The 25129-nt window shown below is 68.8% G+C and carries 25 protein-coding genes and 1 tRNA gene; 18 read left to right on the top strand and 8 right to left on the bottom strand.

Annotated features, from left to right (window positions below; all coding sequences use genetic code 11):
* The first annotated feature begins 1 nt into the window (after position 1).
* The 12 genes from fdhD (at position 2) to dxs (ending at position 14482) form a co-directional block, all read left to right on the top strand.
* Complete coding sequence (gene fdhD, locus B5X82_RS21635; RefSeq protein WP_079650258.1) at positions 2-787, top strand: formate dehydrogenase accessory sulfurtransferase FdhD; 786 nt, start codon at positions 2-4, stop codon at positions 785-787.
* Positions 784-1329 (top strand): molybdenum cofactor guanylyltransferase, encoded by a 546-nt coding sequence (mobA, locus tag B5X82_RS21630; protein WP_079650257.1) that lies wholly within the window; start codon positions 784-786, stop codon positions 1327-1329. The genes fdhD and mobA overlap by 4 nt, the downstream gene beginning before the upstream one ends.
* Positions 1330-1426: 97 nt before the next feature.
* Positions 1427-3142 carry an acyl-CoA dehydrogenase gene (locus tag B5X82_RS21625; RefSeq protein ID WP_079650256.1) on the top strand — a complete coding sequence of 572 codons (1716 nt, stop codon included), beginning with the start codon at positions 1427-1429 and terminating at the stop codon, positions 3140-3142.
* Between the two features lie 217 nt (positions 3143-3359).
* Positions 3360-3449 carry a K(+)-transporting ATPase subunit F gene (gene kdpF / locus B5X82_RS27355; protein ID WP_016746708.1) on the top strand — a complete coding sequence of 30 codons (90 nt, stop codon included), beginning with the start codon at positions 3360-3362 and terminating at the stop codon, positions 3447-3449.
* A gap of 174 nt (positions 3450-3623) precedes the next feature.
* Complete coding sequence (gene kdpA / locus B5X82_RS21615) at positions 3624-5327, top strand: potassium-transporting ATPase subunit KdpA (protein WP_079650255.1); 1704 nt, start codon at positions 3624-3626, stop codon at positions 5325-5327.
* A gap of 33 nt (positions 5328-5360) precedes the next feature.
* Positions 5361-7454, top strand: a complete 2094-nt coding sequence (gene kdpB / locus B5X82_RS21610; protein WP_079650254.1) for a potassium-transporting ATPase subunit KdpB — start codon at positions 5361-5363, stop codon at positions 7452-7454.
* A 168-nt stretch (positions 7455-7622) separates the two neighbouring features.
* Complete coding sequence (gene kdpC, locus B5X82_RS21605; protein WP_079650253.1) at positions 7623-8192, top strand: potassium-transporting ATPase subunit KdpC; 570 nt, start codon at positions 7623-7625, stop codon at positions 8190-8192.
* On the top strand, positions 8189-10876 hold the full coding sequence (locus tag B5X82_RS21600) for a sensor histidine kinase (RefSeq protein WP_079650252.1): 2688 nt from the start codon (positions 8189-8191) through the stop codon (positions 10874-10876). The genes kdpC and B5X82_RS21600 overlap by 4 nt, the downstream gene beginning before the upstream one ends.
* Positions 10873-11541 (top strand): response regulator transcription factor, encoded by a 669-nt coding sequence (locus B5X82_RS21595; protein WP_079650251.1) that lies wholly within the window; start codon positions 10873-10875, stop codon positions 11539-11541. The genes B5X82_RS21600 and B5X82_RS21595 overlap by 4 nt, the downstream gene beginning before the upstream one ends.
* An 81-nt stretch (positions 11542-11622) precedes the next feature.
* Positions 11623-12000 (top strand): MerC domain-containing protein, encoded by a 378-nt coding sequence (locus tag B5X82_RS21590; RefSeq protein ID WP_079650250.1) that lies wholly within the window; start codon positions 11623-11625, stop codon positions 11998-12000.
* 38 nt (positions 12001-12038) lie between these two features.
* Positions 12039-12515, top strand: coding sequence for a Fur family transcriptional regulator (locus B5X82_RS21585; protein WP_011952304.1), 477 nt, complete (start codon positions 12039-12041; stop codon positions 12513-12515).
* Positions 12516-12562: 47 nt separating this feature from the next.
* A complete protein-coding gene (gene dxs / locus B5X82_RS21580) occupies positions 12563-14482 on the top strand; it encodes a 1-deoxy-D-xylulose-5-phosphate synthase (RefSeq protein WP_079650249.1) in 1920 nt (639 codons plus the stop codon).
* Positions 14483-14637: 155 nt separating this feature from the next.
* Here the strand turns inward: dxs and B5X82_RS21575 are convergent, their stop codons facing one another.
* The 4 genes from B5X82_RS21575 to B5X82_RS21560 all read right to left on the bottom strand — a co-directional run bounded on the left by B5X82_RS21575 (position 14638) and on the right by B5X82_RS21560 (position 17201).
* Positions 14638-14925 (bottom strand): flagellar biosynthetic protein FliO, encoded by a 288-nt coding sequence (locus B5X82_RS21575; protein WP_079650248.1) that lies wholly within the window; start codon positions 14923-14925, stop codon positions 14638-14640.
* Positions 14922-15245 carry a flagellar motor switch protein FliN gene (gene fliN, locus B5X82_RS21570; RefSeq protein ID WP_079650247.1) on the bottom strand — a complete coding sequence of 108 codons (324 nt, stop codon included), beginning with the start codon at positions 15243-15245 and terminating at the stop codon, positions 14922-14924. Before fliN ends, B5X82_RS21575 begins: the two co-directional genes overlap by 4 nt.
* The gene (locus tag B5X82_RS21565) at positions 15242-16237 is read right to left on the bottom strand and encodes a flagellar motor switch protein FliM (protein WP_079650246.1); all 996 of its coding nucleotides are present in this window, start codon (positions 16235-16237) and stop codon (positions 15242-15244) included. Before B5X82_RS21565 ends, fliN begins: the two co-directional genes overlap by 4 nt.
* 178 nt (positions 16238-16415) lie before the next feature.
* The gene (locus tag B5X82_RS21560; RefSeq protein WP_079650245.1) at positions 16416-17201 is read right to left on the bottom strand and encodes an outer membrane protein assembly factor BamD; all 786 of its coding nucleotides are present in this window, start codon (positions 17199-17201) and stop codon (positions 16416-16418) included.
* A 91-nt stretch (positions 17202-17292) separates the two neighbouring features.
* Between B5X82_RS21560 and B5X82_RS21555 the strand changes: the two genes are divergently transcribed.
* Positions 17293-18471 carry a glycosyltransferase gene (locus B5X82_RS21555; protein ID WP_079650244.1) on the top strand — a complete coding sequence of 393 codons (1179 nt, stop codon included), beginning with the start codon at positions 17293-17295 and terminating at the stop codon, positions 18469-18471.
* Between the two features lie 107 nt (positions 18472-18578).
* Here the strand turns inward: B5X82_RS21555 and B5X82_RS21550 are convergent, their stop codons facing one another.
* From B5X82_RS21550 to yajC, 4 genes are read right to left on the bottom strand one after another with little or no spacing between them, the layout of a single operon-like run.
* Positions 18579-18956, bottom strand: a complete 378-nt coding sequence (locus B5X82_RS21550; RefSeq protein WP_079650243.1) for an MTH938/NDUFAF3 family protein — start codon at positions 18954-18956, stop codon at positions 18579-18581.
* The gene (secF, locus tag B5X82_RS21545; RefSeq protein WP_079650242.1) at positions 18956-19921 is read right to left on the bottom strand and encodes a protein translocase subunit SecF; all 966 of its coding nucleotides are present in this window, start codon (positions 19919-19921) and stop codon (positions 18956-18958) included. Before secF ends, B5X82_RS21550 begins: the two co-directional genes overlap by 1 nt.
* A 14-nt stretch (positions 19922-19935) precedes the next feature.
* Complete coding sequence (gene secD / locus B5X82_RS21540; RefSeq protein WP_079650241.1) at positions 19936-21531, bottom strand: protein translocase subunit SecD; 1596 nt, start codon at positions 21529-21531, stop codon at positions 19936-19938.
* 7 nt (positions 21532-21538) lie between these two features.
* Positions 21539-21877, bottom strand: a complete 339-nt coding sequence (yajC, locus tag B5X82_RS21535; protein WP_079650240.1) for a preprotein translocase subunit YajC — start codon at positions 21875-21877, stop codon at positions 21539-21541.
* Here yajC and B5X82_RS26840 point away from each other — a divergent pair.
* From B5X82_RS26840 to paaK, 5 genes are all read left to right on the top strand, one after another.
* Positions 21807-21992: a hypothetical protein gene (locus tag B5X82_RS26840; RefSeq protein ID WP_176152656.1), complete on the top strand. Its 186-nt coding sequence runs from the start codon at positions 21807-21809 to the stop codon at positions 21990-21992. The genes yajC and B5X82_RS26840 overlap by 71 nt on opposite strands.
* Positions 21993-22008: 16 nt before the next feature.
* Positions 22009-22085 (top strand) — tRNA-Pro (locus B5X82_RS21530).
* Between the two features lie 179 nt (positions 22086-22264).
* Positions 22265-22540 (top strand): metal/formaldehyde-sensitive transcriptional repressor, encoded by a 276-nt coding sequence (locus B5X82_RS21525; protein WP_079650239.1) that lies wholly within the window; start codon positions 22265-22267, stop codon positions 22538-22540.
* An 8-nt stretch (positions 22541-22548) separates the two neighbouring features.
* Positions 22549-23493 (top strand): CDF family Co(II)/Ni(II) efflux transporter DmeF, encoded by a 945-nt coding sequence (gene dmeF / locus B5X82_RS21520; protein ID WP_079650238.1) that lies wholly within the window; start codon positions 22549-22551, stop codon positions 23491-23493.
* A 238-nt stretch (positions 23494-23731) separates the two neighbouring features.
* On the top strand, positions 23732-25021 hold the full coding sequence (gene paaK / locus B5X82_RS21515) for a phenylacetate--CoA ligase PaaK (protein ID WP_079650237.1): 1290 nt from the start codon (positions 23732-23734) through the stop codon (positions 25019-25021).
* The last annotated feature ends 108 nt before the right edge of the window (positions 25022-25129 follow it).

Genomic DNA, 25129 nt, shown 5'->3' with positions numbered 1-25129 from the left:
AATGGCCGACGGGCCGTCCGTCCGCCGACAGTCCTTCCGTCGCGTCTCCCCGACCGGGGCGGTCGAGCCGGTCGAGCGGCCGGTTGCCGACGAGACGCCTGTCGCCATCGACTATAACGGCCTCGGCTATGCGGTGCTGATGGCCAGCGCCGCCGATCTGGAGGACCTGGCCTACGGCTTCAGCCGGGCCGAGCGGCTGATCGACGACGCCGGCCAGATCGTCGACGTCGACCTGCATCGCGCCGAGCGCGGCATGCTGTTGCGCATCACCCTGGCCGACGAGCGGCTGGCGCTGGTCACCGAACGGGTCCGCCACCGTGTCTCCGATTCCTCCTGCGGGCTGTGCGGGATCGAGAATCTCGAACAGGCGCTCCGCCCGTTGCCCCGGGTCGATCCGGGGCAGCCGCCCGCCGACGCCGCGATCTTCGCCGCCTTGTCGGGACTGTCGGCGCACCAGCCGCTCAACGCTGCGACCGGCGGCGTCCACGCCGCCGCCTTGTGCGGCCGCGACGGAGCGATCCGGCTGGTGCGCGAGGATGTCGGCCGGCACAACGCCTTCGACAAGCTGATCGGCGCGATGCTGCGCCGGGGGCTCGACTGGAACGGCGGCTTCGCGCTGCTCAGCTCGCGCTGCTCCTATGAGCTGGTCGAGAAGGCGGCGCTGGCGAACTGTCCGACGCTCGTCACCGTATCCGCCCCGACCGGCCTCGCGGTCGACCGGGCGCGCGAAGCGGGGCTGCGGCTGGTCGCGCTCGCCCGGCCCGACGCGATGCTGGTGGTGCCGTGACCCGCCTGCTCGGGGCGCTGATCGCCGGCGGCCGGTCGAGCCGCTTCGGATCGGACAAGGCCCTGGCATGCTGGCGGGGGAAGCCGCTGATCGACCATGCGGCCGATGCGCTGCGCCCGCATGTCGAGGCGCTGGTGGTGTGCGGCCGGGCGCATGGCGGGCTGACCATGCTCGCCGACCGTCCCGCGCCCGACATGGGACCGCTCGGCGGGCTCAACGCTGCCCTTCACCATGCGCGGGCGAACGGCTTCGACGCGGTGCTGACGGTCGGATGCGACACGCCGCTGCTGCCCGATACGCTGGCCAGCCGGCTGTCGGCTGCTGCATCCGGCGCGGCCTGCCTGTCGAATCTGCCGGTGATCGGCCGCTGGCCGGCGGCGCTCGCCGATCGGCTCGACGCCTTCCTCGCCGAGGACCGCAAGCATTCGATCCGCGCCTGGGCGGCGGAAGCCGGCGCGGAGGTGATCGAGGGGATCGACCTGCCCAACGTCAACCGGCCGGAAGACCTTGCGGTGCTGACCGGTCAAAACTGGTATGAATGATCAAAAATAATTGACTTCACCGGCGGGTGGGCTAGGCGGTGCAAGGTCGAAAGCGCCCGAAGGCGCCGGCATGGATGCAGGATGAAAGGCCCCGTCGATGTTCACGCCTCCTCTCGATGAACAGCGCTTCGTGCTCGAACATGTCACGCGCCTGGCCGAGCTTGGCGCGACCGATCGCTTTGCGGCGGCGACGCCCGACCTGGTCGATGCGGTGATCGAGGGGGTGGGGAGCTTCGCCGAGGGCGAATGGGCGCCGCTGGCGCGCGTCAGCGACCAGGTCGGCGCGAAGTGGACGCCCGAGGGCGTGGTGATGCCGGAGGGCTTCGCCGCCGCCTACAAGGCCTATGTCGAGGCGGGCTGGGGCACGATCAGCGCGCCCGAGGCGTTCGGTGGGCAAGGCCTGCCCTATGCGCTGGCGTCGGTGGTGCTGGAGACGCTCGGCACCGCGAACATGGCTTTCACCCTCTGTCCGCTGCTGTCGGTCGGCGCGATCGAGGCGCTGGTCCATCACGGCTCGCCCGAGCAGCAGGCGCTTTACCTGCCGAAGCTGGTCAGCGGCGAATGGACCGGCACGATGAACCTCACCGAGCCGCAGGCCGGTTCGGACGTCGGCGCGCTGCGGGCGAAGGCGACCCCGCGTGGCGACGGGACATGGTCGATCAGCGGTACCAAGATTTTCATCTCCTTCGGCGACCATGACCTGGCGGACAACATCGTCCACCTCGTCCTTGCCCGCACCCCCGACGGCCCGGCCGGCACCAAGGGCATCTCGCTGTTCCTCGTTCCCAAATATCGGGTGAACCCCGATGGGTCGCTGGGTGCGGAGAACGATGTCCGCACCGTCTCTATCGAGCACAAGATGGGGCTGCACGGGTCGCCGACCTGCGTCCTCTCCTTCGGCGACCATGGCGAGTGCGTCGGCGAGCTGATCGGGCCCGAGTTCGGCGGCATGCGCGCGATGTTCACGATGATGAACAACGCCCGTCTCAACGTCGGCCTGCAGGGTGTTCAGGCGGCCGAGGCCGCGACCCAGAAGGCGGTCGCCTATGCGCGCGAACGCATCCAGTCGGCGCGCGCCGGATCGGGCAGCCCGGCGCCGGTCGCGATCATCGAGCATCCCGACGTCCGCCGCATGCTGCTGCGGATGAAGGCGCTGACCCAGGCGGCCCGCGCGCTGCTCTATTATGCCGCCGGCATGGTCGACCGGGCGACTTTGGGCGACAAGGCGGCGCAGGCCCGGCTTGAGCTGCTGACCCCGCTCGCCAAGGCCTATGGCACCGATCTCGGCTGCGAGGTCGCGAACCTCGGCATCCAGGTCCATGGCGGCATGGGCTATATCGAGGAGACCGGCGCGGCGCAGGTCTTCCGCGATGTCCGCATAACCGCGATCTACGAGGGCACCAACGGCATCCAGGCCGCCGACCTCGTCGGCCGCAAGCTCGGCCTCGAAGGGGGCGAGACGCTCGCCCGGCTGATCGCCGACATGCGCGCCGAGGCCGAGGATGCGGGCCTCCGTAGCCTGATCGACGCCTGTGAGGAGGTTGCCGGGCACCTGAGGGCGGCGGCCGTCGACGATCGGCTGGCGGCGAGCTATCCCTTCCTCACCATGCTGTCGACCGCCGTGGCCGGCTGGCTGATGGAACGGCAGGGCCGGATCGCGGCGAACGGCGATGGCGCCTTCCTGGCGATGAAGCGGACCGCCGCGCGCTTCTATGTCGAGCAGGTCGTGCCCGAGGCGATGGGGCTGATGGTGGCGGCGATGGCGCCCGCCGACATCCTCTACGCGGTCGGACCCGACGAGTTCGCCGCCTGAGGCGCCGCGTGCCGGGCCTCCGGCGCCTTTCCTTATGCTTTCCTTATGCCAGCCGCGGCATTTGCCCGTGGCGGCCTAACGGCCCCGACGCCTAGCTGAGCCTCCGGACAATCGGTTCGGAGGTCATGATGCAGGACGTCTTGTGGATCGCGCTGGTCGCGGGACTGGCCATCGCCAGCCTTTGCTATGCCGGCCTCGCCGGCCGGGCCTGACGATCATGGGCATCGATCTCTGGCTGGGGGCCGCCACCGCGCTGGGCCTGCTCCTCTACCTCGTCGCCGTGCTGGCGCGCCCCGAACGCTTCTAGTCCCGTTCCGGGTTGGTTTGGTGCACGCCTCCCGTTTCCCATCGTCATTCCCGCGAAAGCGGGAATCCATGGATGGCGGCCCGCAAGAGGTCGGACATGCGTGACCGTGGATTCCCGCTTTCGCGGGCATGACGGAAAGATCCGGAAAGAAGCTGATCATAAGGAATTGAAGCCATGAGCCTTGCCGGCTGGGCGCTGATCCTCGTCTTCATCGCCATCCTCCTCTTGCTGGCCAAGCCGATGGGCGCGTGGATGTTCGCGCTCTACGAGGGCCGGCGCACGCCACTCCACCCGCTCCTCGGGCCGGTGGAGACCGGCTTCTACCGCCTGTCGGGTGTCGATCCGGCCGCCGAGCAGGATTGGCGCCGCTATGCGGTCCACATGATCCTGTTCAACCTGGGCCTGCTGCTGCTGACCTACCTCATCCTGCGCACCCAGGCCTGGCTGCCCTTCAACCCGCGCGGCCTGCCCAACGTCGCGCCCGACCTGGCGTTCAACACGGCGGTCAGCTTCACCACCAACACCAACTGGCAGAGCTATGCCGGCGAGGCGACGATGAGCCAGCTCAGCCAGATGGTTGCACTCACCGTCCATAATTTCACCAGCGCGGCGACCGGCATCGCGCTCGCCTTCGCGCTGTTCCGCGGCTTCGCGCGACGCGAGGCGGCGATCATCGGCAATTTCTGGGCCGATGTCACCCGTATCACCCTCTATCTGTTGCTGCCGCTCTCGGTCCTGTTCGCGGTCTTCCTGATCGCCAACGGCGTGCCCCAGACGCTCGCCGGATCGGTCGACGCCACGACGGTCGAGGGCGCGCGCCAGTCGATCGCGCTGGGGCCGGTCGCCAGCCAGGAGGCGATCAAGCTGCTCGGCACCAATGGCGGCGGCTTCTTCAACGCCAATTCGGCGCACCCCTTCGAGAACCCGAACGCGCTGACCAACCTGTTCCAGATGCTGTCGATCTTCCTGATCGCGGTCGGCCTGACCTGGACCTTCGGCAAGGCGGTCGGCAATCCGCGCCAGGGCTGGGCGATCCTCGCCGCGATGCTGATCCTGTTCCTCGTCGGAACCAGCGTCGTCTACTGGCAGGAGGCGGCCGGCAACCCTGTGCTCCACGGCCTCGGGATCCCCGGCGGCAACATGGAGGGCAAGGAGGTCCGCTTCGGCATCGCCGGCTCGGCGCTCTACGCCGCGGTCACCACCGCCGCCTCGTGCGGCGCGGTCAACGCGATGCACGACAGTTTCACCGCGCTGGGCGGGATGGTCCCGCTGATCAACATGCAACTCGGCGAGGTCGTCGTCGGCGGCGTCGGCGCGGGCGTGTATGGCTTCCTGCTGTTCGCGATCCTCGCCGTGTTCGTGGCCGGGCTGATGGTCGGCCGCAGCCCCGAATATGTCGGCAAGAAGATCGAGGCGCGCGAGGTGAAGCTCGCGGTGCTGGCGATCGCGGTGCTGCCGCTCGTCATCCTCGGCTTCACGGCGCTGAGCGCGGTGTTGCCCGCCGGCCTAGCGGGACCGCTCAACAAGGGACCGCACGGCTTCTCCGAGATCCTCTACGCCTTCACCAGCGGCGTCGCGAACAATGGTTCGGCCTTCGCCGGCCTGACCGCCGCCACCCCCTGGTATGACGGGCTGCTCGGCGTCGCGATGTGGATCGGCCGCTTCTTCGTGATCATCCCGATGCTCGCGATCGCCGGGTCGCTCGCCGCGAAGAAATATGTCCCGGCCGGCGCCGGTTCCTTCCCCACCACCGGGCCGCTGTGGATCGGCCTGCTCGTCGGCATCGTCCTGATCGTGGGCGGCCTGACCTTCCTGCCCAGCCTCGCGCTCGGCCCGATCGCCGATCATCTTGCGATGATCCGCGGCCAGCTCTTCTGATGACGACCCATCTCCATCCGAAGGACGCTTGAAATGGTGCGTTCCCAATCCCTGTTCACCGCCGATCTGATGATCCCCGCGATCGGCAACGCCTTCCGCAAGCTCGACCCGCGCGCGCTGGTCCGCAACCCGGTGATGTTCACCACCGCGGTCGTCGCGACGCTGCTGACCCTGCTGCTCGCCGTCGGCGACAGCGGCCTGGGCCGGGGATTCGAGGCGCAGCTCGTCGCCTGGCTGTGGCTGACCGTGCTGTTCGGCACCTTCGCCGAGGCGATCGCCGAGGGGCGCGGCCGGGCGCAAGCGGAATCGCTGCGGGCGACCAAGGCCGATCTCAGGGCGAAGCGGATGCTGGGCGTCGGCGAGACCTGGGAACTGGTTCCCGCTGGCTGGCTCGAAGCGGGCGAGATCGTGCTGGTCGAGACCGGCGACCTGATTCCCGGCGACGGCGAGGTGATCGAGGGCGTCGCATCGGTCAACGAGGCCGCGATCACGGGCGAGAGCGCGCCGGTGATCCGCGAGGCGGGCGGCGACCGGTCGGCGGTGACGGCGGGCACCCGCGTCATCTCCGACCGGATCAAGGTCCGGATCACCGCGCAGCCGGGGCAGGGCTTCCTCGACCGGATGATCGCGCTGGTCGAGGGCGCGCAGCGGCAGAAGACCCCAAACGAGGTAGCGCTCACCATATTGCTCGTCGGACTGACCATCATCTTCCTGATCGCGGTCGCGACCATTCCGGGCTTCGCCGCCTATGCCGGCGGGTCGGTGCCGGTGGCGATGCTCGCCGCGCTGCTGATCACGCTGATCCCGACGACGATCGCAGCGTTGCTGTCGGCGATCGGCATCGCCGGGATGGACCGGCTGGTGCGCTTCAACGTCCTCGCCAAGTCGGGCCGCGCGGTCGAGGCGGCGGGCGACATCGACACGCTGCTGCTCGACAAGACCGGCACGATCACGATCGGCGACCGCCAGGCGACCGACTTCCGCGCGATCGGCGGCACCTCGGCGGAGGCGTTGGCCGAGGCTGCTCTGCTTGCCAGCCTCGCCGACGAGACCCCCGAGGGCCGCTCGATCGTCGCCTTCGCGCGGGAGCGGCATCATGTCGCGACGGTCGAGCTGCCGGCCGATGCCGAGATCATCCCCTTCACCGCCCAAACCCGGATTTCCGGTGTGAAGCTGGGTGGCAGCACGATCATCAAGGGCGCCGTGGACTCCGTTCTGAAGGCTCTCTCCCAGCCTCCGTTCGTGTCGAGCGAAGTCGAGTCACGCAGCCGCGGCGAAACGTCCCTCGACGTCGCTCGGAACGAACGGCCCGGAGAGAGCGAGTTGCGCCGCGTCACCGACGAGATCGCCCGCGCCGGCGGCACCCCGCTGGCGGTGGTCCGCGACGGCCGGCTGCTCGGCGCCGTCCATCTGAAGGATGTGGTCAAGGCCGGGGTGCGCGAGCGCTTCGCCGAGCTGCGCCGCATGGGCATCCGCACGGTGATGATCACCGGTGACAACCCGCTGACCGCCGCCTCGATCGCGGCCGAGGCCGGGGTCGACGATTTCCTCGCCCAGGCGACGCCCGAGGACAAGCTGGCGCTGATCCGGCGCGAGCAGCAGGGCGGCAAGCTGGTGGCGATGTGCGGCGACGGCACCAACGACGCGCCCGCGCTGGCGCAGGCCGATGTCGGGGTGGCGATGAACACCGGCACCCAGGCGGCGCGCGAGGCGGGCAACATGGTCGACCTCGACAGCGATCCGACCAAGCTGATCGAGATCGTCGGCCTCGGCAAGCAGCTCCTGATGACGCGCGGCAGCCTCACCACCTTCTCGGTCGCCAACGACGTCGCCAAATATTTCGCGATCATCCCGGCGATCTTCGCGGCCCTTTATCCCGGGCTGGCGGTGCTCAACGTCATGGGGCTGACCACGCCCCAGTCGGCGATCCTGTCGGCGATCATCTTCAACGCGCTGATCATCCCCTGCCTCGTTCCGCTCGCGCTCAAGGGTGTCCGCTACCGGCCGATCGGTGCGGGGCCGCTGCTCGCCCGCAACCTGGGCATCTATGGCGTCGGCGGCCTGATCGCGCCGTTCGTCGGCATCAAGCTGATCGACCTCGCGGTCGGCGGGCTGGGGCTGGCGTGAGGTCGCCTGCATTCCGACCCGTCATGCTGAACTTGTTTCAGCATCCACCCGGCCGTTCAGGCTGGACGGGAGGGAGGGGACGGGCCGTCGCAACAGGAACCGCGGGGCAGGAGCCTGCCTCCCGGTGGATGCTGAAACAAGTGCAGCATGACGAATGAGAGATAGATCATGAAACAGGACATTCTCACCGGCCTCCGCCCCGCGCTCATGACCGGGCTGCTGTTCGCGCTGCTGCTCGGGCTGGCCTATCCCTTCGCGCTGCTCGGCGTCGGCCAGGCGATCTTCCCGCACCAGGCCAATGGCAGCCTGGTGGTCGAGCGGGGGCGGATCGTCGGGTCGGAGCTGATCGGCCAGGCCTTCGCTGCCGATCGCTATTTCCACGGCCGGCCGTCGGCGGCGGGGAAGGGCTATGACGGGCTCGCCTCGTCGGGATCGAACCTCGGCCCGACCTCGCGGGTGCTGGCCGACCGGGTGAAGGCCGACGTCGCTGCGCTCGGCACCGGGCAGGTGCCGGCCGACCTCGCCACCGCCTCGGGATCGGGGCTCGACCCCGACATCAGCCCGGCGGCGGCCGACTGGCAGGTCGACCGGATCGCCAAGGCGCGCGGTATCGAGCCGGCGGCGGTGCGGCGGATTATCGCCTCCGAAACGCGGGGGCCTGTGCTAGGCTTCATCGGTGACGCGCGGGTCAACGTCCTCGCGCTCAACCGCCGGCTCGATGGCCAGAGGAGCGACTGATCCACCCGCCCGAACCCGCCAGAGCCGATCCGGACGCCCTCCTGCGCGCCGCCGCGCGGGAGGCGCGCGGCCGCCTGAAGCTGTTCCTCGGCGCGGCGCCGGGGGTCGGCAAGACCTATGAGATGCTGTCCGAGGGCGCGGCGCGGCTGCGCGAGGGCGAGGACGTCGTCGTCGGTGTGGTCGAGACGCACGGTCGCCGAGAGACCGAGGCGCTGACCCGGCCGTTCGAGATCATCCCCCGCCGCGTGTCCGAGAATCACGGCCGTCCGCTGAGCGAGATGGACATCGACGCGATCCTCGCCCGCGCGCCGCAGCTCGTGCTGGTCGACGAGCTCGCCCACAGCAACGCCCCCGGATCGCGCCACCCCAAGCGCTGGCAGGACGTGGAGGAGCTGCTGGCTGCCGGAATCGACGTCTATTCGACGATCAACATCCAGCATGTCGAGAGCCTCAACGACGTCGTCGCCTCCTTCACCCGCGTCCGGGTGCGCGAGACGGTGCCCGACCATGTACTGGAGCAGGCCGAGATCGAGATCGTCGATATCCCGCCCGACGAGCTGATCGAGCGGCTGAAGGACGGCAAGGTCTATGTGCCCGAGGAGGCGAGCCGGGCGCTCAGCCATTTCTTCTCCAAGTCGAACCTGTCGGCGCTGCGCGAACTGGCGTTGCGGCGCGCGGCGCAGGCGGTCGACGCGCAGATGCTCGATCATCTGCGGGCTCATGCGCTGGGCGGCACCTTCGCGGGCGGCGAGCGGGTGCTGGTCGCGGTCAGCGAACGGCCCGAGGCCGAGACGCTGGTGCGCGCCGCCAAGCGGCTGGCCGATGCGCTGCGCGCGCCCTGGACCGCGATCCATGTCGAGACCGGCCGCTCGTCGGGCTTCGGCGCGGCCGAGCGCGAGCGGCTGGCCCGCACCCTGGCGCTCGCCGCGCAGCTCGGCGGCGGGACGGCGTCGGTGCCCGCGACCGACGTGGTGAGCGGACTCGCCGGCTATGCGCGCGACTATCGGGCGACCCAGCTGGTGCTCGGCAAATCGTCGCGCAGCTGGTGGTTCGAGCTGCGCCACGGATCGGTGGTCGACCGGATCGTGCGCAGCGCCGAGGGGATCGCCGTCCATGTCCTGCCCGTCGCGGGGCAGGTCGCGGCCGGGCGGCCCGCGCGGCGGAACTGGCGCGAGGGGCTGGAGGCGCGGCCCTTCCTCTGGTCGCTGGTCATGGTCGCGGTGACGGTCGCTTGTGCGGTCGGGCTGCGCCAGCTGCTCGACCTCAACAATGTCGCGATGCTGTTCCTGCTGCCGGTGCTTGCGGCGGCGGGGCGCTTCGGGCTGCGGCCGGGGCTGTTCGCGGGGCTGATCTCGGCGCTCGCCTACAATTTCTTCCTGCTGCCGCCGCTCTACACGCTGTCGATCAGCAATCCGGAGAACGTCATCGCCTTCTTCGTGCTGCTGATCGTCGCGGTGGTGACGAGCCAGCTCGCCGCGCGGATGCGGGCACAGGCCGAGCTCGCCAACCGCTCGGCCCGGCAGAACGCGGCGCTCGCCGGTTTCGCGCAGCGCATCGCCGACGCCGCCAATCCCGACGAGCTGGCCCAGGCGATCTGCGGGGAAATCGCCCGGCTGTTCAACGTCCACGCCATGCTGTTCGTGCCGTCGCCAGCCGGCGCGGCGCTGGTTGCGGCGATCCCGGTAGAGCATCGGCCCGACCAGCTCGACCTCGCCGCCGCCAATTGGACGCTGGAGAAAGGCAAGCCCGCCGGGCGCGGTTCCGACACGCTGACCGCATCCGACTGGCTGTTCCAGCCGATTGCCAAGGGCGACCGGACCCTCGCCGCGCTGGCGGTCGCGCATGTCGAGCCGGACGGCGCGGCGATCCGCTCCGACGAACTGCCGCTGCTGCTCAGCCTCGCCCATCAGTCGGCGCTGGCGATGGACCGGATGCAGCTCGCCGAGGCGATGCGCGAGCTCGATGTGGTGCGCAGCCGCGACCGGCTCCGCGCCGCCTTGCTCTCCTCGGTCGGGCACGACCTGCGCACGCCGCTGACGACGATCCGCTCGGCGATCGGCGAGCTCGGGCAATCGGCGCTCGCCCCGGCGGAGGCGGCGATCGTCGACGCGCTCGACGGCGAGGTCGAGCGGCTCGACCGCTTCGTCGGCAACCTGCTCGACATGGCGCGCGCGCAGGCCGGGGCGATCACCCTGGCGATCGAGCCGATCGACCTGACCGATGCCGTGGCGAGCGCGGTCCACGCCGTGCGCAAGACGCTCGACGGGCATGACATCCTGCTCGACATCCCGCCCGAGCTGCCGATGGTTCGTGCCGACCCGCAGCTCCTCCACCATGTCCTCATCAACCTGCTCGACAATGCCGGTCGCTACGCCCATCCCGGCACGCCGGTGCGGATCGGCGCGCGGCGTGGGCCCGATGGCTTGTGGCTGGCGATCCGCGACGAGGGGCCGGGACTACCCGAAGGCAAGGAGACGGCGGTGTTCGAGACCTTCACCCGCTTCGACGGATCGGACCGCGCGCGGGGCGGCACCGGCCTCGGCCTCGCCATCGCGCGCGATTTCGCCGCGGCGATGGAGGTCGATATCCGGGCGGAGCGTTGCACCGATCCGCAAGGCGCGCGCTTCACCCTGTCCTGGCCCGACCGGCTGGTCGTCCGGATCGACCCGGAGGCGCTGGCATGAAGATATTGGTGGTCGACGATGAGCCGCAGATCCGTCGGCTGCTCGGCGTCGCGCTGAAGCGGGCGGGGCATGAGGTGGCCGAGGCCGGCGACGCCGCATCGGCGCTGCGCCTCGCCCGGACGGAGCGGCCGGCGGCGATCCTGCTCGACCTCGGCCTGCCCGACCGCGACGGGATCGAGCTGATCCCTCTGCTCAAGGCCGATGGCGAGGCCGCGCTGATCATCCTGTCGGCGCGCGACGCGACCGACGAGAAGGTCGCCGCGCTCGATCTCGGCGCCGATGACTATGTCACCAAGCCGTTCGACAGCGAGGAGCTGCTCGCCCGGCTGCGCACCGCCGCGCGCCATGCCGGGCGACGCGGCGAGGAACGGCTGAGCGCCGGGGAGATCATGATCGACCTCGCCGCCCGCCGGGTCGAGCGGGGCGGGGAGGAGGTCCACCTGACCCGCAAGGAGTTCGCGCTGCTCGCCGAGTTGGCCGCGCATCCCGGCCGGGTGCTGACCCACGGCCAGTTGCTGCGGACGATCTGGGGCCCCGCGCATGAGAAGGACATCGAATATCTGCGCGTCGTCGTCCGCAACCTGCGTCAGAAGCTGGAGGAGGATGCGGCGCGGCCGTCGCTGATCGTCAACGATCCGGGGGTCGGCTACCGCCTCGCGCGCTGAGCGGAAGAAAAATCTCCGTCCGAATGGCAATGATATATTGTATCTTCGGCGTGAACATGCCATTTGCGGCGGGAGAGGAAGATGATCGTGACTCGCCCGACCCCTGCCCGCGACCTGTTCGACCGTCTGGCCATCGGCCTGTCGGCGCTGTGCTTCGTGCATTGCGCGGCGAGCGTGCTGCTGGTCGCGGTGCTGGCGACGGCAGGCGGCTTCCTGCTGCATCCCGCGATCCATGAGGGCGGGCTGGTGCTGGCGATCCTCCTCGCGATCGTCGGCCTCGGCCGTGGCTTCACCCAGCATCGTCGGCCGATTCCGGTGATGCTGGGCACGATGGGGATCACGCTGATGGCGGCCGCGCTGACCGTGCCGCACGGCGTGATCGAGGCGGCCTTCACCATGGCCGGCGTCGTCGCGGTGGCGGGCGCCCACTTCCTGAACCGGCGCGCCCACGCCTGGTAAGGCTTGTATGCCCCCCTGCCGGGGCCTAGATTATCGATATGGCAACCGCACATGATCACCGGCTCCACGAGGGGCAGTCGCTGGCCGATGCCGCGCAGCGCGCCTTCGAGCGCGCGGGCGAGCAGTGGACCCCGATGCGGGCCGAGATCTTCGCCGCGCTGAGCGCCGCGACGAAGCCGGCCTCGGCCTATGACCTGGCCGAGGCGGTGTCGGGTTCGACAGGTCGGCGGGTCGCCGCCAACAGCGTCTACCGCATCCTCGACGTGTTCGTAGCGGCCAATCTGGCGCGCCGGGTCGAGAGCGCGAACGCCTATATCGTCAACGCCCATCCTGAATGCCAGCATGACTGCATCTTCCTGGTCTGCGACAGCTGCGGTCAGGCCAGCCATGTCGACGACGACGCGCTGACCGGATCGGTCCGCCGCGCGGCGGAGAAGGCCGGCTTCACCAATCTCCGCCCGGTGATCGAGGTGCGCGGGTGCTGCGCGCAATGTTCGGAAGGCGACGCGGCCTGACGCATCTGCGCTGGCTACCGGGGGTCAATGGGTCTAAGGCGAGCAGGATGAACGACCGTCCCGTAACGCCGCTTCTCGATACCGTCAGCACGCCCGAAGATCTGCGGCGCCTCAAGCCCGCGGATCTGCGTCAGCTGGCCGACGAGCTGCGCGCGGAGATGATCTCGGCGGTGTCGGTGACCGGCGGACATCTCGGCGCCGGCCTCGGCGTGGTCGAGCTGACGGTGGCGCTCCATTACGTCTTCGACACGCCGCGCGACGTGCTGATCTGGGACGTCGGCCACCAGGCCTATCCCCACAAGATCCTGACCGGCCGGCGCGACCGCATCCGCACGCTGCGCCAGGGCGGCGGGCTGTCGGGCTTCACCAAGCGGTCCGAGAGCGAATATGATCCGTTCGGGGCGGCGCACAGCTCGACCTCGATCTCGGCCGCGCTCGGCTTCGCGGTCGCCAACAAGCTGGCGAACAAGGACGGCCGCGCGATCGCGGTGATCGGCGACGGCGCGATGTCGGCGGGCATGGCCTATGAGGCGATGAACAACGCCAAGCAGGCGGGCAACCGGCTGATCGTCATCCTCAACGACAACGACATGTCGATCGCCCCGCCGGTCGGCGCGCTGTCGGCCTATCTCGCCAAGATCGTCTCCTCGCGCCCCTTCCTGTCGATGCGCGGCTTCGCCAAGCGGGTGGCGCAGAAGCTGCCCCGGCCGATCCACGACTTCGCCAAGCGGTCCGAGGAATATGCCCGCGGCATGGCGACGGGCGGCACCCTGTTCGAGGAACTGGGCTTCTATTATGTTGGCCCGGTCGACGGCCATAATCTCGACCATCTGCTGCCGGTCCTCGAGAATGTCCGGGACGGCGATCACGGCCCGATCCTGATCCACGTCGTCACCAACAAGGGCAAGGGTTATGCCCCGGCCGAGGCGGCGGCGGACAAGTATCACGGCGTCCAGAAGTTCGACGTCGTCTCGGGCGTGCAGGCCAAGGCACCGCCGGGGCCGCCCAGCTATACCGGCGTATTCGCCGACGCGCTGGTCGCCGAGGCGAAGCGCGATGACCGGATCTGCGCGATCACCGCGGCGATGCCCTCGGGCACCGGCCTCGACAAGTTCGGCAAGGCCTTTCCGGAGCGGAGCTTCGACGTCGGCATCGCCGAGCAGCATGCGGTGACCTTCGCCGCCGGCCTCGCCGCGCAGGGCTATCGCCCCTTCTGCGCGATCTATTCGACCTTCCTGCAGCGCGCCTATGACCAGGTCGTCCACGACGTGGCGATCCAGAACCTGCCGGTGCGCTTCGCGATCGACCGCGCCGGCCTGGTCGGAGCCGATGGGTCGACCCATGCCGGCAGCTTCGACGTCACCTATCTCGCGACGCTGCCGAACATGGTGGTGATGGCCGCCGCCGACGAAGCGGAGCTGGTCCACATGGTCCACACCGCCGCCGTCCACGACAGCGGCCCGATCGCGCTGCGCTATCCGCGTGGCAACGGCGTCGGGATCGCGCTGCCCGCCGCGCCCGAACGGCTCGAGATCGGCAAGGGCCGGATCGTGCGCGAGGGCAAGACGGTGGCGATCCTGTCACTGGGCACCCGGCTGGGCGAGGCACAGCGCGCCGCCGATCAGCTCGATGCGCTGGGCCTGTCGACGACGGTCGCCGACCTGCGCTTCGCCAAGCCGCTCGATGAGGCGATGATCCAGACGCTGCTGACCAGCCATGAGGTGGCGGTGACGATCGAGGAGGGCGCGATCGGCGGCCTCGGCGCGCATGTCCTGACGCTGGCGTCGGACCTCGGCCTGATCGACGGCGGCCTGAAGCTCCGCACGATGCGCCTGCCGGATGCGTTCCAGGAGCATGACAAGCCCGAGAAGCAATATGCGGAGGCGGGCCTGGATGCCGAATCGATCGTCGCGACGGTGCTCGCGGCGCTGCATCGGAACAGCAAAGGGTTAGAGGAAAGCGCCTGACGCCCTCCTACTCCCGTCGTCATGCTGAACTTGTTTCAGCATGACGACGGGAAGCAGGGGGCAGGTTCCGAGGCTCCTGCCGCCACGGCTCGACCATCGCCCGTTTCGTTTCCAGCCTCCGGGTGGATGCTGAAACAAGTTCAGCATGACGGACGTCAGACGTCCTCGTCCGGCAGCACGAAGGCCCCGTCGGCGGGGGCCTCGGCGATCTTCTCGATGCGGCCGCGCGAGACGGCGACGAGGATGTGGCGGTTGGCGAACTCGACCACCGCGAGCCGGCCGGTGGCGCCCATCGGGATCGCGTCGACGATGCGGATCGCCCTGTCCCTGTTGCCGATGGCGATGCCGGGCTGGAGCTTGCGCCACAGCCACAGCGAACCATAAGCAAGCCCCGCGACCAGCGGGACGAGCAGCAGCAATCGCAACAGGTAATCCAGCATCATTGGCGGCGTTCGATTCCCGGTAGCCGCGCGTCGGCGGCGACGATGTCGACCACCCTTATTCCGAACTTTCCGTTCACTGTCACTACCTCGCCTTTCGCGACGAGCGTGCCGTTGACCATGATGTCGAGCAGCTCATTGGCCTGGCGATCGAGCTCGACCACGCTGCCCGCGTTGAGGTCCATCAGCTCGGCGAGGCGCAGCGAGGTGCTGCCGACCTCGACCGACAGGCGCAGCGGGATATCCGCCAGCAGCCGCAGATTGTCGCGTCCCGCGAGGTCGGCAGTGCCGGGAACCGCGGGAACGTCGGACATGTCGCTCATTTCAGCACTTCCTTGTTGAGGCTTTCGATCATCAGCGCCGCGCGGCCGTCCTGCTCGCCGATCGTACCTTCGGCGAAGCGGCGGTTACCGACGAGGAGAGGGACCGTCTGCGAGAGATTGACCGGGATGACGTCGCCGGGCTTGAGCGCCAGCAGTTGCGCGACGCTCATCTCGGGCCGCGCCAGCACGGATCGGACGGGCAGGGCGACATTGTCGAGCGCGGCGAGCAGCTTGCCCTTCCATTCGGGATCGTCGCCGTCGGCGCCCGCCTGGGTACGCGCGGCGATCTGGTCCTCGATCGGCTGGAGCAGCGCGAGCGGGTAGAGGATCTCGACCCGGGTCGAGCGCGACATGCCGGGCTTGATCGTGAAGCTCTGGACGACGACGGGCTCGTCGGCGCGGACCATGTTGGCGAAGGCCGCGTTGGTCTCGTGGGTCGAGAAATCGAACTGGAGCGGGAAGGTGTCGCTCCAGATGCGCGTCAGCACCTCGACGATCGCGTCGGTCAGCCGGCGCTGGAGGCGCTGCTCGGAGGGGGTGAACTCGCCGCCCTTGGTGGTCAGGCCGTTGCCGGTGCCGCCATAGAAGGCGTCGACCATGTTGGTGATGAAGCTCGGCTCGATCGCGACCATCATCATCCCCTTGACCGGGCGGACCCGGAAGAGGCTGAGGCTCATATGATCGGCCTGGTTCCGCTGCCATTCGTCGAAGCGGCGGGTTTCCAGCGGGATCGGATCGACCTTGCTGCGGGTCTGGGCGATCGGCTCGATCACGTCGCGCAGGCGGCGTGCGATCCGTTCGTTCATCCGCTCGAGATGGGCGAGGTGGGCGACCGGCCGGTCCTTGCGCTGGCCGAGCGCATAGGGTTCGATATCGCGAACCTGGCGGACCTTGGGCGGCTCGACGCCCTCCTGATCGAAGGAGATGTCGCTGAGCTCGTCCATCAGCGCGGCGACCTCGTCACCCGAAAGACTGGAAGCTGCGCGCGTCATCGAATCAGCGAATATCCCGAACCGTCCATGCCGGGGCTGCCGGCGGGATTCGCTATAGATCGAAGGTGGTTAATGAATTGATGATGGAGGAAGGGGAGTTTGTTTGTTTAGCCCTCAGGCGCCGGGCGGCGGACGGATGTCCGCCGCCCGGCGCCTGAGGGCTAAACAAAAGCGAGCTTCAGCTCGCCGAGATACCCTTCTTCCGCAGCAACTCGTAGGAGTGCTGATACCATTTGCTGCCCGGATAGTTGGCACCCAGCACCGCCGCAGCGCGCTCGGCCTCCTTGGGGACGCCAAGCTCCAGATAGCTTTCGGTCAGCCGCATCAGCGCCTCGGGCGTGTGGCTGGTGGTGTCGTATTTGTCGATCACGGTGCGGAAGCGGATGACGGAAGCGAGCCAGTCGCCGCGCCGCTGGTAGAAGCGGCCGATCTCCATCTCCTTGCCGGCGAGATGATCGTTGACCAGATCGACCTTCACCCGTGCATCGGCGGCGTAGCGCGATTCCGGATAGCGGCGGATCAGTTCGTTGAGCGCATCGAGCGCGTTCTGCGTCAGCTTCTGGTCGCGGGTGACGTCCTGGATCTGCTCATAATAGTCGATCGCGATCAGGTAGAGCGCATAGGGCGCGTCGCGGTTGCCCGGATGGATCGAGATGAAACGCTGCGCCGAGGCGATCGATTCGGTGTACTGGCGCGCCAGATAATAGGAGAAGGCGCTCATCAACTGCGCCCGGCGGGCCCAGACCGAATAGGGATGCTGCCGCTCGACCTCGTCGAACAGCGCGGCGGCCAGCTTGTACTGGTGCCGGTCGAGCCGCTCCTTGGCCGCGTTGTAAAGCGTGTCCACGTCGCGGGCGACATATTTGGTGTCGCCCTTGTTCTTGCTGGTGGCGCAGCCGGCCAGCGGAACCAGGGTGGCGGCGGCGATCATCAGCGCGATCGGGCGGGAGACTTTACGCAGCATAGGATCGCCTCTTTACGGGGCAAATCTTCCGGCCGCAATGGTCGCGAAGAGAGGGGGTGCGCAGCGTCGGCAACACGTTAATGTAGGGGCAATGTTGCGGGTCCTGACCTTGTCCACCCTCTATCCGGATCGCACCCGGCCCGGCTTCGGCGGCTTCGTCGAGCGGCAGACCCGCACGCTGGCGGCATTGCCCGGCGTCGAGGTCCGGGTGGTCGCGCCTTTCGCGCTGCCGCCGACCCGCTGGGCGCGGCGCCATCCGGCCTATCGCGCGCTGGCCGAACTGCCCGAGCACGAGATGTGGAACGGGCTGGACGTCCGTCGCCCGCGCTTCGCGACGCTGCCGATGATCGGGGGCAGGATCAATCCGTGGAGCCTGGCGCACAGCGTGACGCCGCTGCTCGATTCGATCCGGGGGACCTTTCCCTTCGACGTGATCGATGCTGAGTTCTTCTATCCCGACGGCCCGGCGGCGGTACGGCTGGGCGCGCGTTTCGGCGTGCCAGTGTCGATCAAGGCGCGGGGCAGCGACATCCACCTGTGGGGCGCGAAGCCCGCCTGTCGGGCGAAGATCGTCGCCGCGGGGCTGGCGGCGGACGGGATGCTCGCGGTATCGGCGGCGCTGCGCGACGAGATGATCGCGCTGGGCCTGCCGGGCGAGCGCATCCGCGTCCACCATACCGGTGTCGACACCTCGGTCTTCCATCCGCGCGATCGGGCAGCGGCGAAGGCAGCGCTCGGCGTGGCGGGGCCACTGGTGGCGAGCGCCGGCAACCTGATCCCGCTCAAGGGCCATGCTCTGCTGGTCGACGCCATGACGGAGCTGCCCGGCGTCACCTTGCTGATCGCCGGGCATGGGCCCGAGCGGGAGGCGCTTGCCGCGCGGATCGCGGGGGCAGGGCTCCGCGACCGGGTCAGGCTGCTCGGCGCGCTGCCGCATGACGAGCTGCCGGGGCTGTTCGCGGCGGCCGATGTCGTGGCGGCGCCCTCCGCGTCGGAGGGACTCGCCAATGTCTGGGTCGAGGCGCTCGCCTGCGGCACGCCGATCGTGATCACCGATGTCGGCGGCGCGCGCGAGGTGGTCGACCGCCCCGCCGCTGGCCGGCTGGTCGAGCGGACCCCTGCGGCGATCGCCGGGGGCATCCGCGCCGTGCTGGCCGACCCGCCTCCACAGGCCGAGGTCGCCGAGGCGGCGGCGCGGTTCACATGGGAGCGGAACGGCGCGGCGCTGTACGAGCATCTGAGCGGGCTGGTCGAGAACCGCCACCGTTGACGTCATCCCGGCGAAAGCCGGGATCTCACTTCTCTTCGTCCTTCGCGCCTGAGCGTGGAAAGGCGGGGAGATCCCGGCTTTCGCCGGGATGGCGATTCAGCCTGCGATCACAGCGGCATGAACGCCGCGACGATCCAGCGGTCCTCGCCGCGCAGCACGTTCCAGGCGCGGGCGGCGGCGCGGCTGTCCATCGGCTCGACGCCGAAGCCGAGCGCCTCGATCGCGGCGACGAAGGCGGGGGAGGGGCGGCGCATCGTCGGGCCGGTGCCGAGCAGCAGGAATTCGGGCGGCGGCTGGATCGCGATCAGTCCCGCCACGTCGTCGACGGCCAGTGCCTCGAACGCCGGCGGAGTCCAGTCGAGCGCGTTGTCCGGCGTCAGCCACAGCCCGCCGGGCACGATCCGGTCCGCGACACGGAAGGCGTTGCCGGAGAAGCCCCGGATCGTGGGGCCGGCCGGCGCTTCCTCCCGGTCGAAGCTGACCATCAGGGCTGCGGGCCGACGCGCTCGGCGTCGGGCCGGCTTTCCTTGGGCTTGGCGGAGAAGCGCTGCGGCTCGAGCCCGAGGGTGATCAGCAGCGACGAGGAGACGTAGACCGACGAATAGGTGCCGACGACGATGCCGAGCATCATCGCCGCCGCGAAGCCGCGCAGCACATGGCCGCCGAACAGCAGCAGCGCGCCGAGCGCCAGCATCACCGTGACCGAGGTCATGACGGTGCGCGGCAGCGTCTCGTTGACCGACAGGTCGATCAGCGCCTTCATGTCCATCTGGCGATATTTGCGCATATTCTCGCGGATTCGGTCGTCGATCACCATCTTGTCGTTGATCGAGTAGCCGATGATCGTCAGCACCGCGGCGACGATGTTGAGGTCGAATTCGAGCTGGGTCAGCGCGAAGAAGCCCAGCGTCATCAGCACGTCGTGGACGATCGCGACGAAGGTCGACACGCCGAACTGCCATTCGTAGCGCAGCCAGGAGAAGATCGCGATGCCGAGCACCGCGAGCACGACCGCGAGCACGCCGTTCTGGATCAGCTCCTCCGACACCTTGCCCGATACGGTGTCGTAGCGGGTGAAGGTGACGCCGGGAAACTGCTTGACCAGCGAGGCCGAGACCTTGCTGACGACGGCATTGGTCGCGCCCTCGTCGCTGCTTTCGGGGATCGGCAGGCGGATCGACACGGTCTTGGGATCGCCGAACTGCTGGAGCGAGCTGACGCCCACGCCGAGGCCGTCGATGTTGCTGCGTACCGCATCGAGCTGCGGCACGGTCTGGAACTTCGCCTCGATCATCAGGCCGCCGACGAAGTCGACGCCCATGTTGAGACCGCGCGCACCCACCACCGCGAGCGACGCAATGGTCAGCAGCGCGGTGATGACGAAGGCGACGAAGCGGACCCGGACGAAGCCGATATTGGTGTTGTCGGGAACAAGTTTCAGCAGACGCATGGCTCTGTTTCCGATCAGATATGGATGCTGGTGGGCCGCTTGTGGCGAAGCCACAGCGCGACGAGCATGCGGGTGAAGACGACGGCGGTGAATACCGAGGTCGCGATGCCGATCAGCAGCACGACCGCGAAGCCCTTCACCTGGCCCGATCCGAGCACGAACATGATCAGGCCCGCGATGGCGTGGGTGACGTTCGCCTCGAAGATCGTCCGGCTGGCTTCCTTATAGCCATGCTCGACCGCCTGGGTCGGCGTGCGCCCGCGGCGCAGCTCCTCCCGGATGCGTTCGTTGATCAGCACGTTGGCGTCGACCGCGGTGCCGATCGTCAGCACGAAGCCGGCGATGCCGGGCAGCGTCAGCGTCGCGTTGAGCAGCGCCATGATGCCGAGGATCACGAAGACGTTAATCACCACGGCGAGGTTGGCGTAGAAGCCGAAGCGGCCGTAGCTGACGAGCATGAAGATCACGACGCCGACCACGGCGATCACGCTGGCAAGGGTACCGGCGCGGATCGAATCGGCGCCGAGATCGGGGCCGACGGTGCGTTCCTCGACGACCTTGAGCGCGACCGGCAGCTTGCCCGAGCGCAGCGCGATGGCGAGCTGGTTGGCGCTGTCGGTGGTGAAGCGGCCCGAAATCTGCGCCTGTCCGCCGAGGATCGGCTCGTTGATATTGGGCGCCGACAGCACCTTGCCGTCGAGGATCATCGCGAAGGGCTTGCCGACATTCTCCTGCGTGACGCGGGCGAATTTGCGCCCGCCTTCGCTGTTGAAGGTGATCGAGACGACCGGTTCGTTGGTCTGGCTGTTGTAGCTTAGCTTCGCGTCGATCAGCTCGTCGCCGCTCAGCATCGCGCGGCGCTTGACCGCGATTGGTGCCTGGCCGGGCTCGGCATAGGCGACGACCTCGCTGCCCACCGGTGCCCGCCCTTGCGCGACGGCGGCGGGATCGGCGGTCAGGTCGACCAGCTTGAATTCGAGCTTGGCGGTGCGGCCGAGCAGCGCCTTGAGCGCCGCCGGGTTCTGGAGGCCGGGCACCTGCACGACGATGCGCTCCGCGCCCTGGCGGATGATCGTCGGCTCGCGGGTGCCCATCTCGTCGATGCGCTTGCGAACGACTTCAGTGGCGACCTGCATCGCGCTGTCGGTCGCCTGGGCCAGGCCCTGCTTGGTCGGGGTCAGGACGATCCGGGTCGAATCGACCACCTGCACGTCCCAGTCGCGCTGGCCGGTCATGCCCGACGGCTGGGTCAGCGTGCGGATCCGCTCGACAGCGGCGTCGATCCGGCTGGCGTCGCGTACGAAGAAGGAGAGGCGCCCGCCCGTCGTCGAGATGTCGCCGATCGCGATCGGGGGATCGGCGCGGCGCATCTCGGTGCGGACCTGCTCCTCCATCTTCGCGATGTTCTGCTTGGCGAGGTCGGTGGTGTCCGCCTCGAGCATCAGGTGGCTGCCCCCCGACAAGTCGAGGCCGAGGTTGATGCGCGGCAGGCCGCTCAGGCCCATGCGCTCGGCGGTCGATTCGGGGATGAAGCTGGGCAGCGACAGCAGGACGCCCGCCGCCAGCAGCAGGCAGATCGACCAGACCTTCCAGCGCGGAAAATCGAGCATATGCGGATCAGTCGTTCGCGGGCTTGCCGGCGCCCGCTGAGCGGACCTCGGCGATCGTGCCCTTGACGATCTTCACCTTGACGTTCGGGGCGATCTCCGCCTCGACCTCGGTCTCGTCGACCTTCACGACCTTGGCGACGATGCCGCCGGCGGTGACGATCACGTCGTTCTTCTTGACCGCGTCGATCGTCGCGCGGTGTTCCTTCATCCGCTTCTGCTGCGGACGGATCAGCAGGAAATAGAAGATGACGCCGATCAGGACGAACTGGCCGAGCATGAAGATCGTGCTGCCGGAAGAGGACCCGGCGGCGCCTGCGGCCTGTGCGTATGCGGGAGAAGCGAACATCTTATCTGGTATCCCGGAAAAAGCGGGCCCGACGGCCCCCGAAGTGGCGCGCGCCTATCACGTTCCGCACGTCAAGGGCAACCGCGCGCTTGCCAAGCGGCAAAACCCTCCCTAAAGCGCGCAGCCTTGGTCGGGGCGTAGCGCAGCCTGGTAGCGCATCAGACTGGGGGTCTGGGGGTCGCAGGTTCGAATCCTGTCGCCCCGACCATCATCCAGCCGGAACCACGCCATCCCCCAGATGGCCCGGCATGATCGAGAATGGCGCGTGGCGCCCCACGGCCGCCAATTCTCCTTCCGCATGATCCTCCCCAGCTTCGCCGAATCGGACTCGGTCCTGCATCCGGGATCGATTGCGTTCGGCGTCGATATAGGGTACCCCCCTATGCTATGGCACATGTGGCAGGGAATCGCGATCAACTGATCGCGCGGGTGCGGCGCATCGCCGGGCAGATCGGCGCGGTCGAGCGGTCGATCCAGGCCGAGGCGGCGTGCAGCGAGACGCTCCACCTCGTCGCGGCGGTGCGCGGCGCGGTGGCCGGGCTGATGGACGAGCTGGTCGAGGAACACCTGCGCGAGCATGTCGCCGCAGAAGGGCTTTCGGACGAGGAGCGGAAGGCCGGGGCCGACGAGCTTTCGACCGTTCTTCGCCGGCATTTTCGCTGAGGGTTGCCATGGCCAGCCGTTTCGAGATCGAAGCCCAGGCGCACGCCCACGACTATCTGGGCGCCGCGCATGACGACAACGCCCGGCGGACGGCGTGGGTGGTGGCGCTGACGGCGGCGATGATGGCCGGGGAGATCGTCGCCGGCTATCTGACCGGCTCGATGGCGCTGCTCGCCGACGGGTTCCACATGGCGACCCATGCCGGGGCGCTGGGCGTCGCGGCGCTCGCCTATCGCTATGCCAAGCGGCACGTCGCCAATCCGCGCTACAGCTTCGGGACCGGCAAGGTCGGCGATCTGGCCGGCTTCGCCTCGGCGCTGGTGCTCGGCATCGTCGCGCTGGGGATAGCGATCGAATCCGCGGTCCGGCTCGCTCAGCCGGCCAAGGTCGCCTTCGACGAGGCGATCCTGGTCGCGGTGCTGGGGCTGGGCGTCAACCTGGTCAGCGCCCTCCTGTTGTCGGGCGGGCACGGTCATCACCATCATCACGATCATGGCCATGCGCACGGCCACGATCATGGCCATCATGATCACCACCATCATGGCGGCGCCGACAACAATCTGCGCGCCGCCTATGTCCATGTCCTCGCCGACGCGCTGACCTCGGTGCTCGCGATCGTCGCGCTGCTCGCCGGGCGCTATCTCGGCTGGCTGTGGCTCGATCCGCTGATGGGGTTGGTGGGAGCGGTCGTGATCGCGCGCTGGGCCTGGACGCTGATGGCCGACACCGCCGCGGTCCTGCTCGACACCGCCGACGCGCATCTGGTCGCGGAGATTCGCGACTGCGTCGAGAGGCCGGGCGATGCCCGGATCGTCGACCTGCATGTCTGGCAGGTCGGGCCGGGCGCCCATGCCGCGATCGTCGACATCGTCGGCGCCGCGCCGGCCGCGGCGATCCGCGAGCGGCTCGAACCCGTCCATGAGCTGGTCCACCTGACGATCGAGCGCCGTTGATCCGACCCAAACTCGATTTCGGTCCCGGTTTTCGGGCGTTTCATATATTGATCGACCAGACGTTTAATTATATCAGCGGGGCGTCGGAGCGGTGGGCGGCCAGGCGATTCTCGTCATCCACGCCTGCGCGGCTCCGGGGTTTCGTCCGGTTGTCGGGAGCATCGGCACGGTCCACTATGGACGTCATGCCATCGCTCCGACCGCCGTGGGTCGTGCGCAGGAATGGAGGGAGAGGATCATGGCTGAGGTCGATTATGGCCCCGCGAATCTGGCGGAGTTGCGGGCGCTCCAGCTCGAGCGGCTGAAGTCGACGCTGGCCCATGCCTATGCGAATTCGCCCCATTATGCGAAGGCGTTCGATGCGGCCGGGGTGACCCCCGACGACCTGACGTCGCTCGCGGACCTCGCCCGCTTCCCCTTCACCACCAAGGCCGACCTGCGCGCCACCTATCCGTTCGGGATGTTCGCGGTGCCGCAGGAGCAGGTGTCGCGCATCCACGCCTCGTCGGGCACGACGGGCAAGCCGACCGTGGTCGGCTATACAAAGCGCGACATCGAGATCTGGGCGAGCCTGGTCGCGCGCTCGATCCACGCGGCCGGGGGCCGGCCGGGCATGAAGGCGCAGATATCCTACGGCTATGGTCTGTTCACCGGCGGCCTTGGTGCGCATTACGGCGCGGAGGCGCTGGGCTGCACCGTCATACCGATGTCGGGCGGCCAGACCGAGAAGCAGGTCCAGCTTATCTGCGACTTCAAGCCCGATATCATCATGGTGACGCCGAGCTACATGCTGGCGATCCTCGACGAGTTCCGCCGCCAGGGCATCGATCCGCGTGCGAGCTCGCTCAAATACGGCATCTTCGGCGCCGAGCCCTGGACCGAGGCGATGCGCCGCGAGGTCGAAGAGGCGTTCGACATCAAGGCCTGCGACATCTACGGCCTGTCCGAGGTGATGGGCCCCGGCGTCGCGCAGGAATTCGTGTCGTCGCAGGCCGGGCCGACCATCTGGGAGGATCATTTCTACCCCGAGGTGATCGACCCCGCGACCGGCGAGGTCCTGCCCGACGGCGAGGAAGGCGAGCTGGTCTTCACCTCGCTGACCAAGCAGGCGCTGCCGATCATCCGCTACCGCACGCGCGACCTCACCCGGCTGCTGCCGGGCATCGAGGTGCCGATGCGCCGCATGGCGAAGATCACCGGCCGCAGCGATGACATGCTGATCATCCGCGGCGTCAACGTCTTCCCGACCCAGATCGAGGAACAGGTGCTTAAGTGCGAGGGCCTCGCCCCGCATTTCGAGGTCGAGATCACCCGCCCGGGCCGGATGGACGAGGTGCTGATCATCGTCGAGCGCCGCCTCGACTGCGACGAGGCCCGCGGCAGCGCCGAGGGCGCCCGCCTGGCCGGCTACGTCAAGGAGGTGATCGGCATCAGCGCCCGGACCCGGATCGTCGAATCGGGTGCCTTGCCGCGCTCCTCGGGCAAGGCGGCGCGGGTGCGCGACCTGCGGGATCGCACGCCGGCGTGATGTGACGCGGCGTTCCCCGGCCGCGCGCGACGCTGCCGCTGGCGAAGGGAGGGATCGCGCTGTGAGTCCAGCGGGTCTTTGATCGCGGACCCATCGGTCCGGGGCCGT

It is taken from the genome of Rhizorhabdus histidinilytica (genome assembly GCF_900167915.1).
In the GTDB taxonomy this organism is placed as follows: domain Bacteria; phylum Pseudomonadota; class Alphaproteobacteria; order Sphingomonadales; family Sphingomonadaceae; genus Rhizorhabdus; species Rhizorhabdus histidinilytica.
This window is presented reverse-complemented; position numbering and strand designations above follow the sequence as displayed.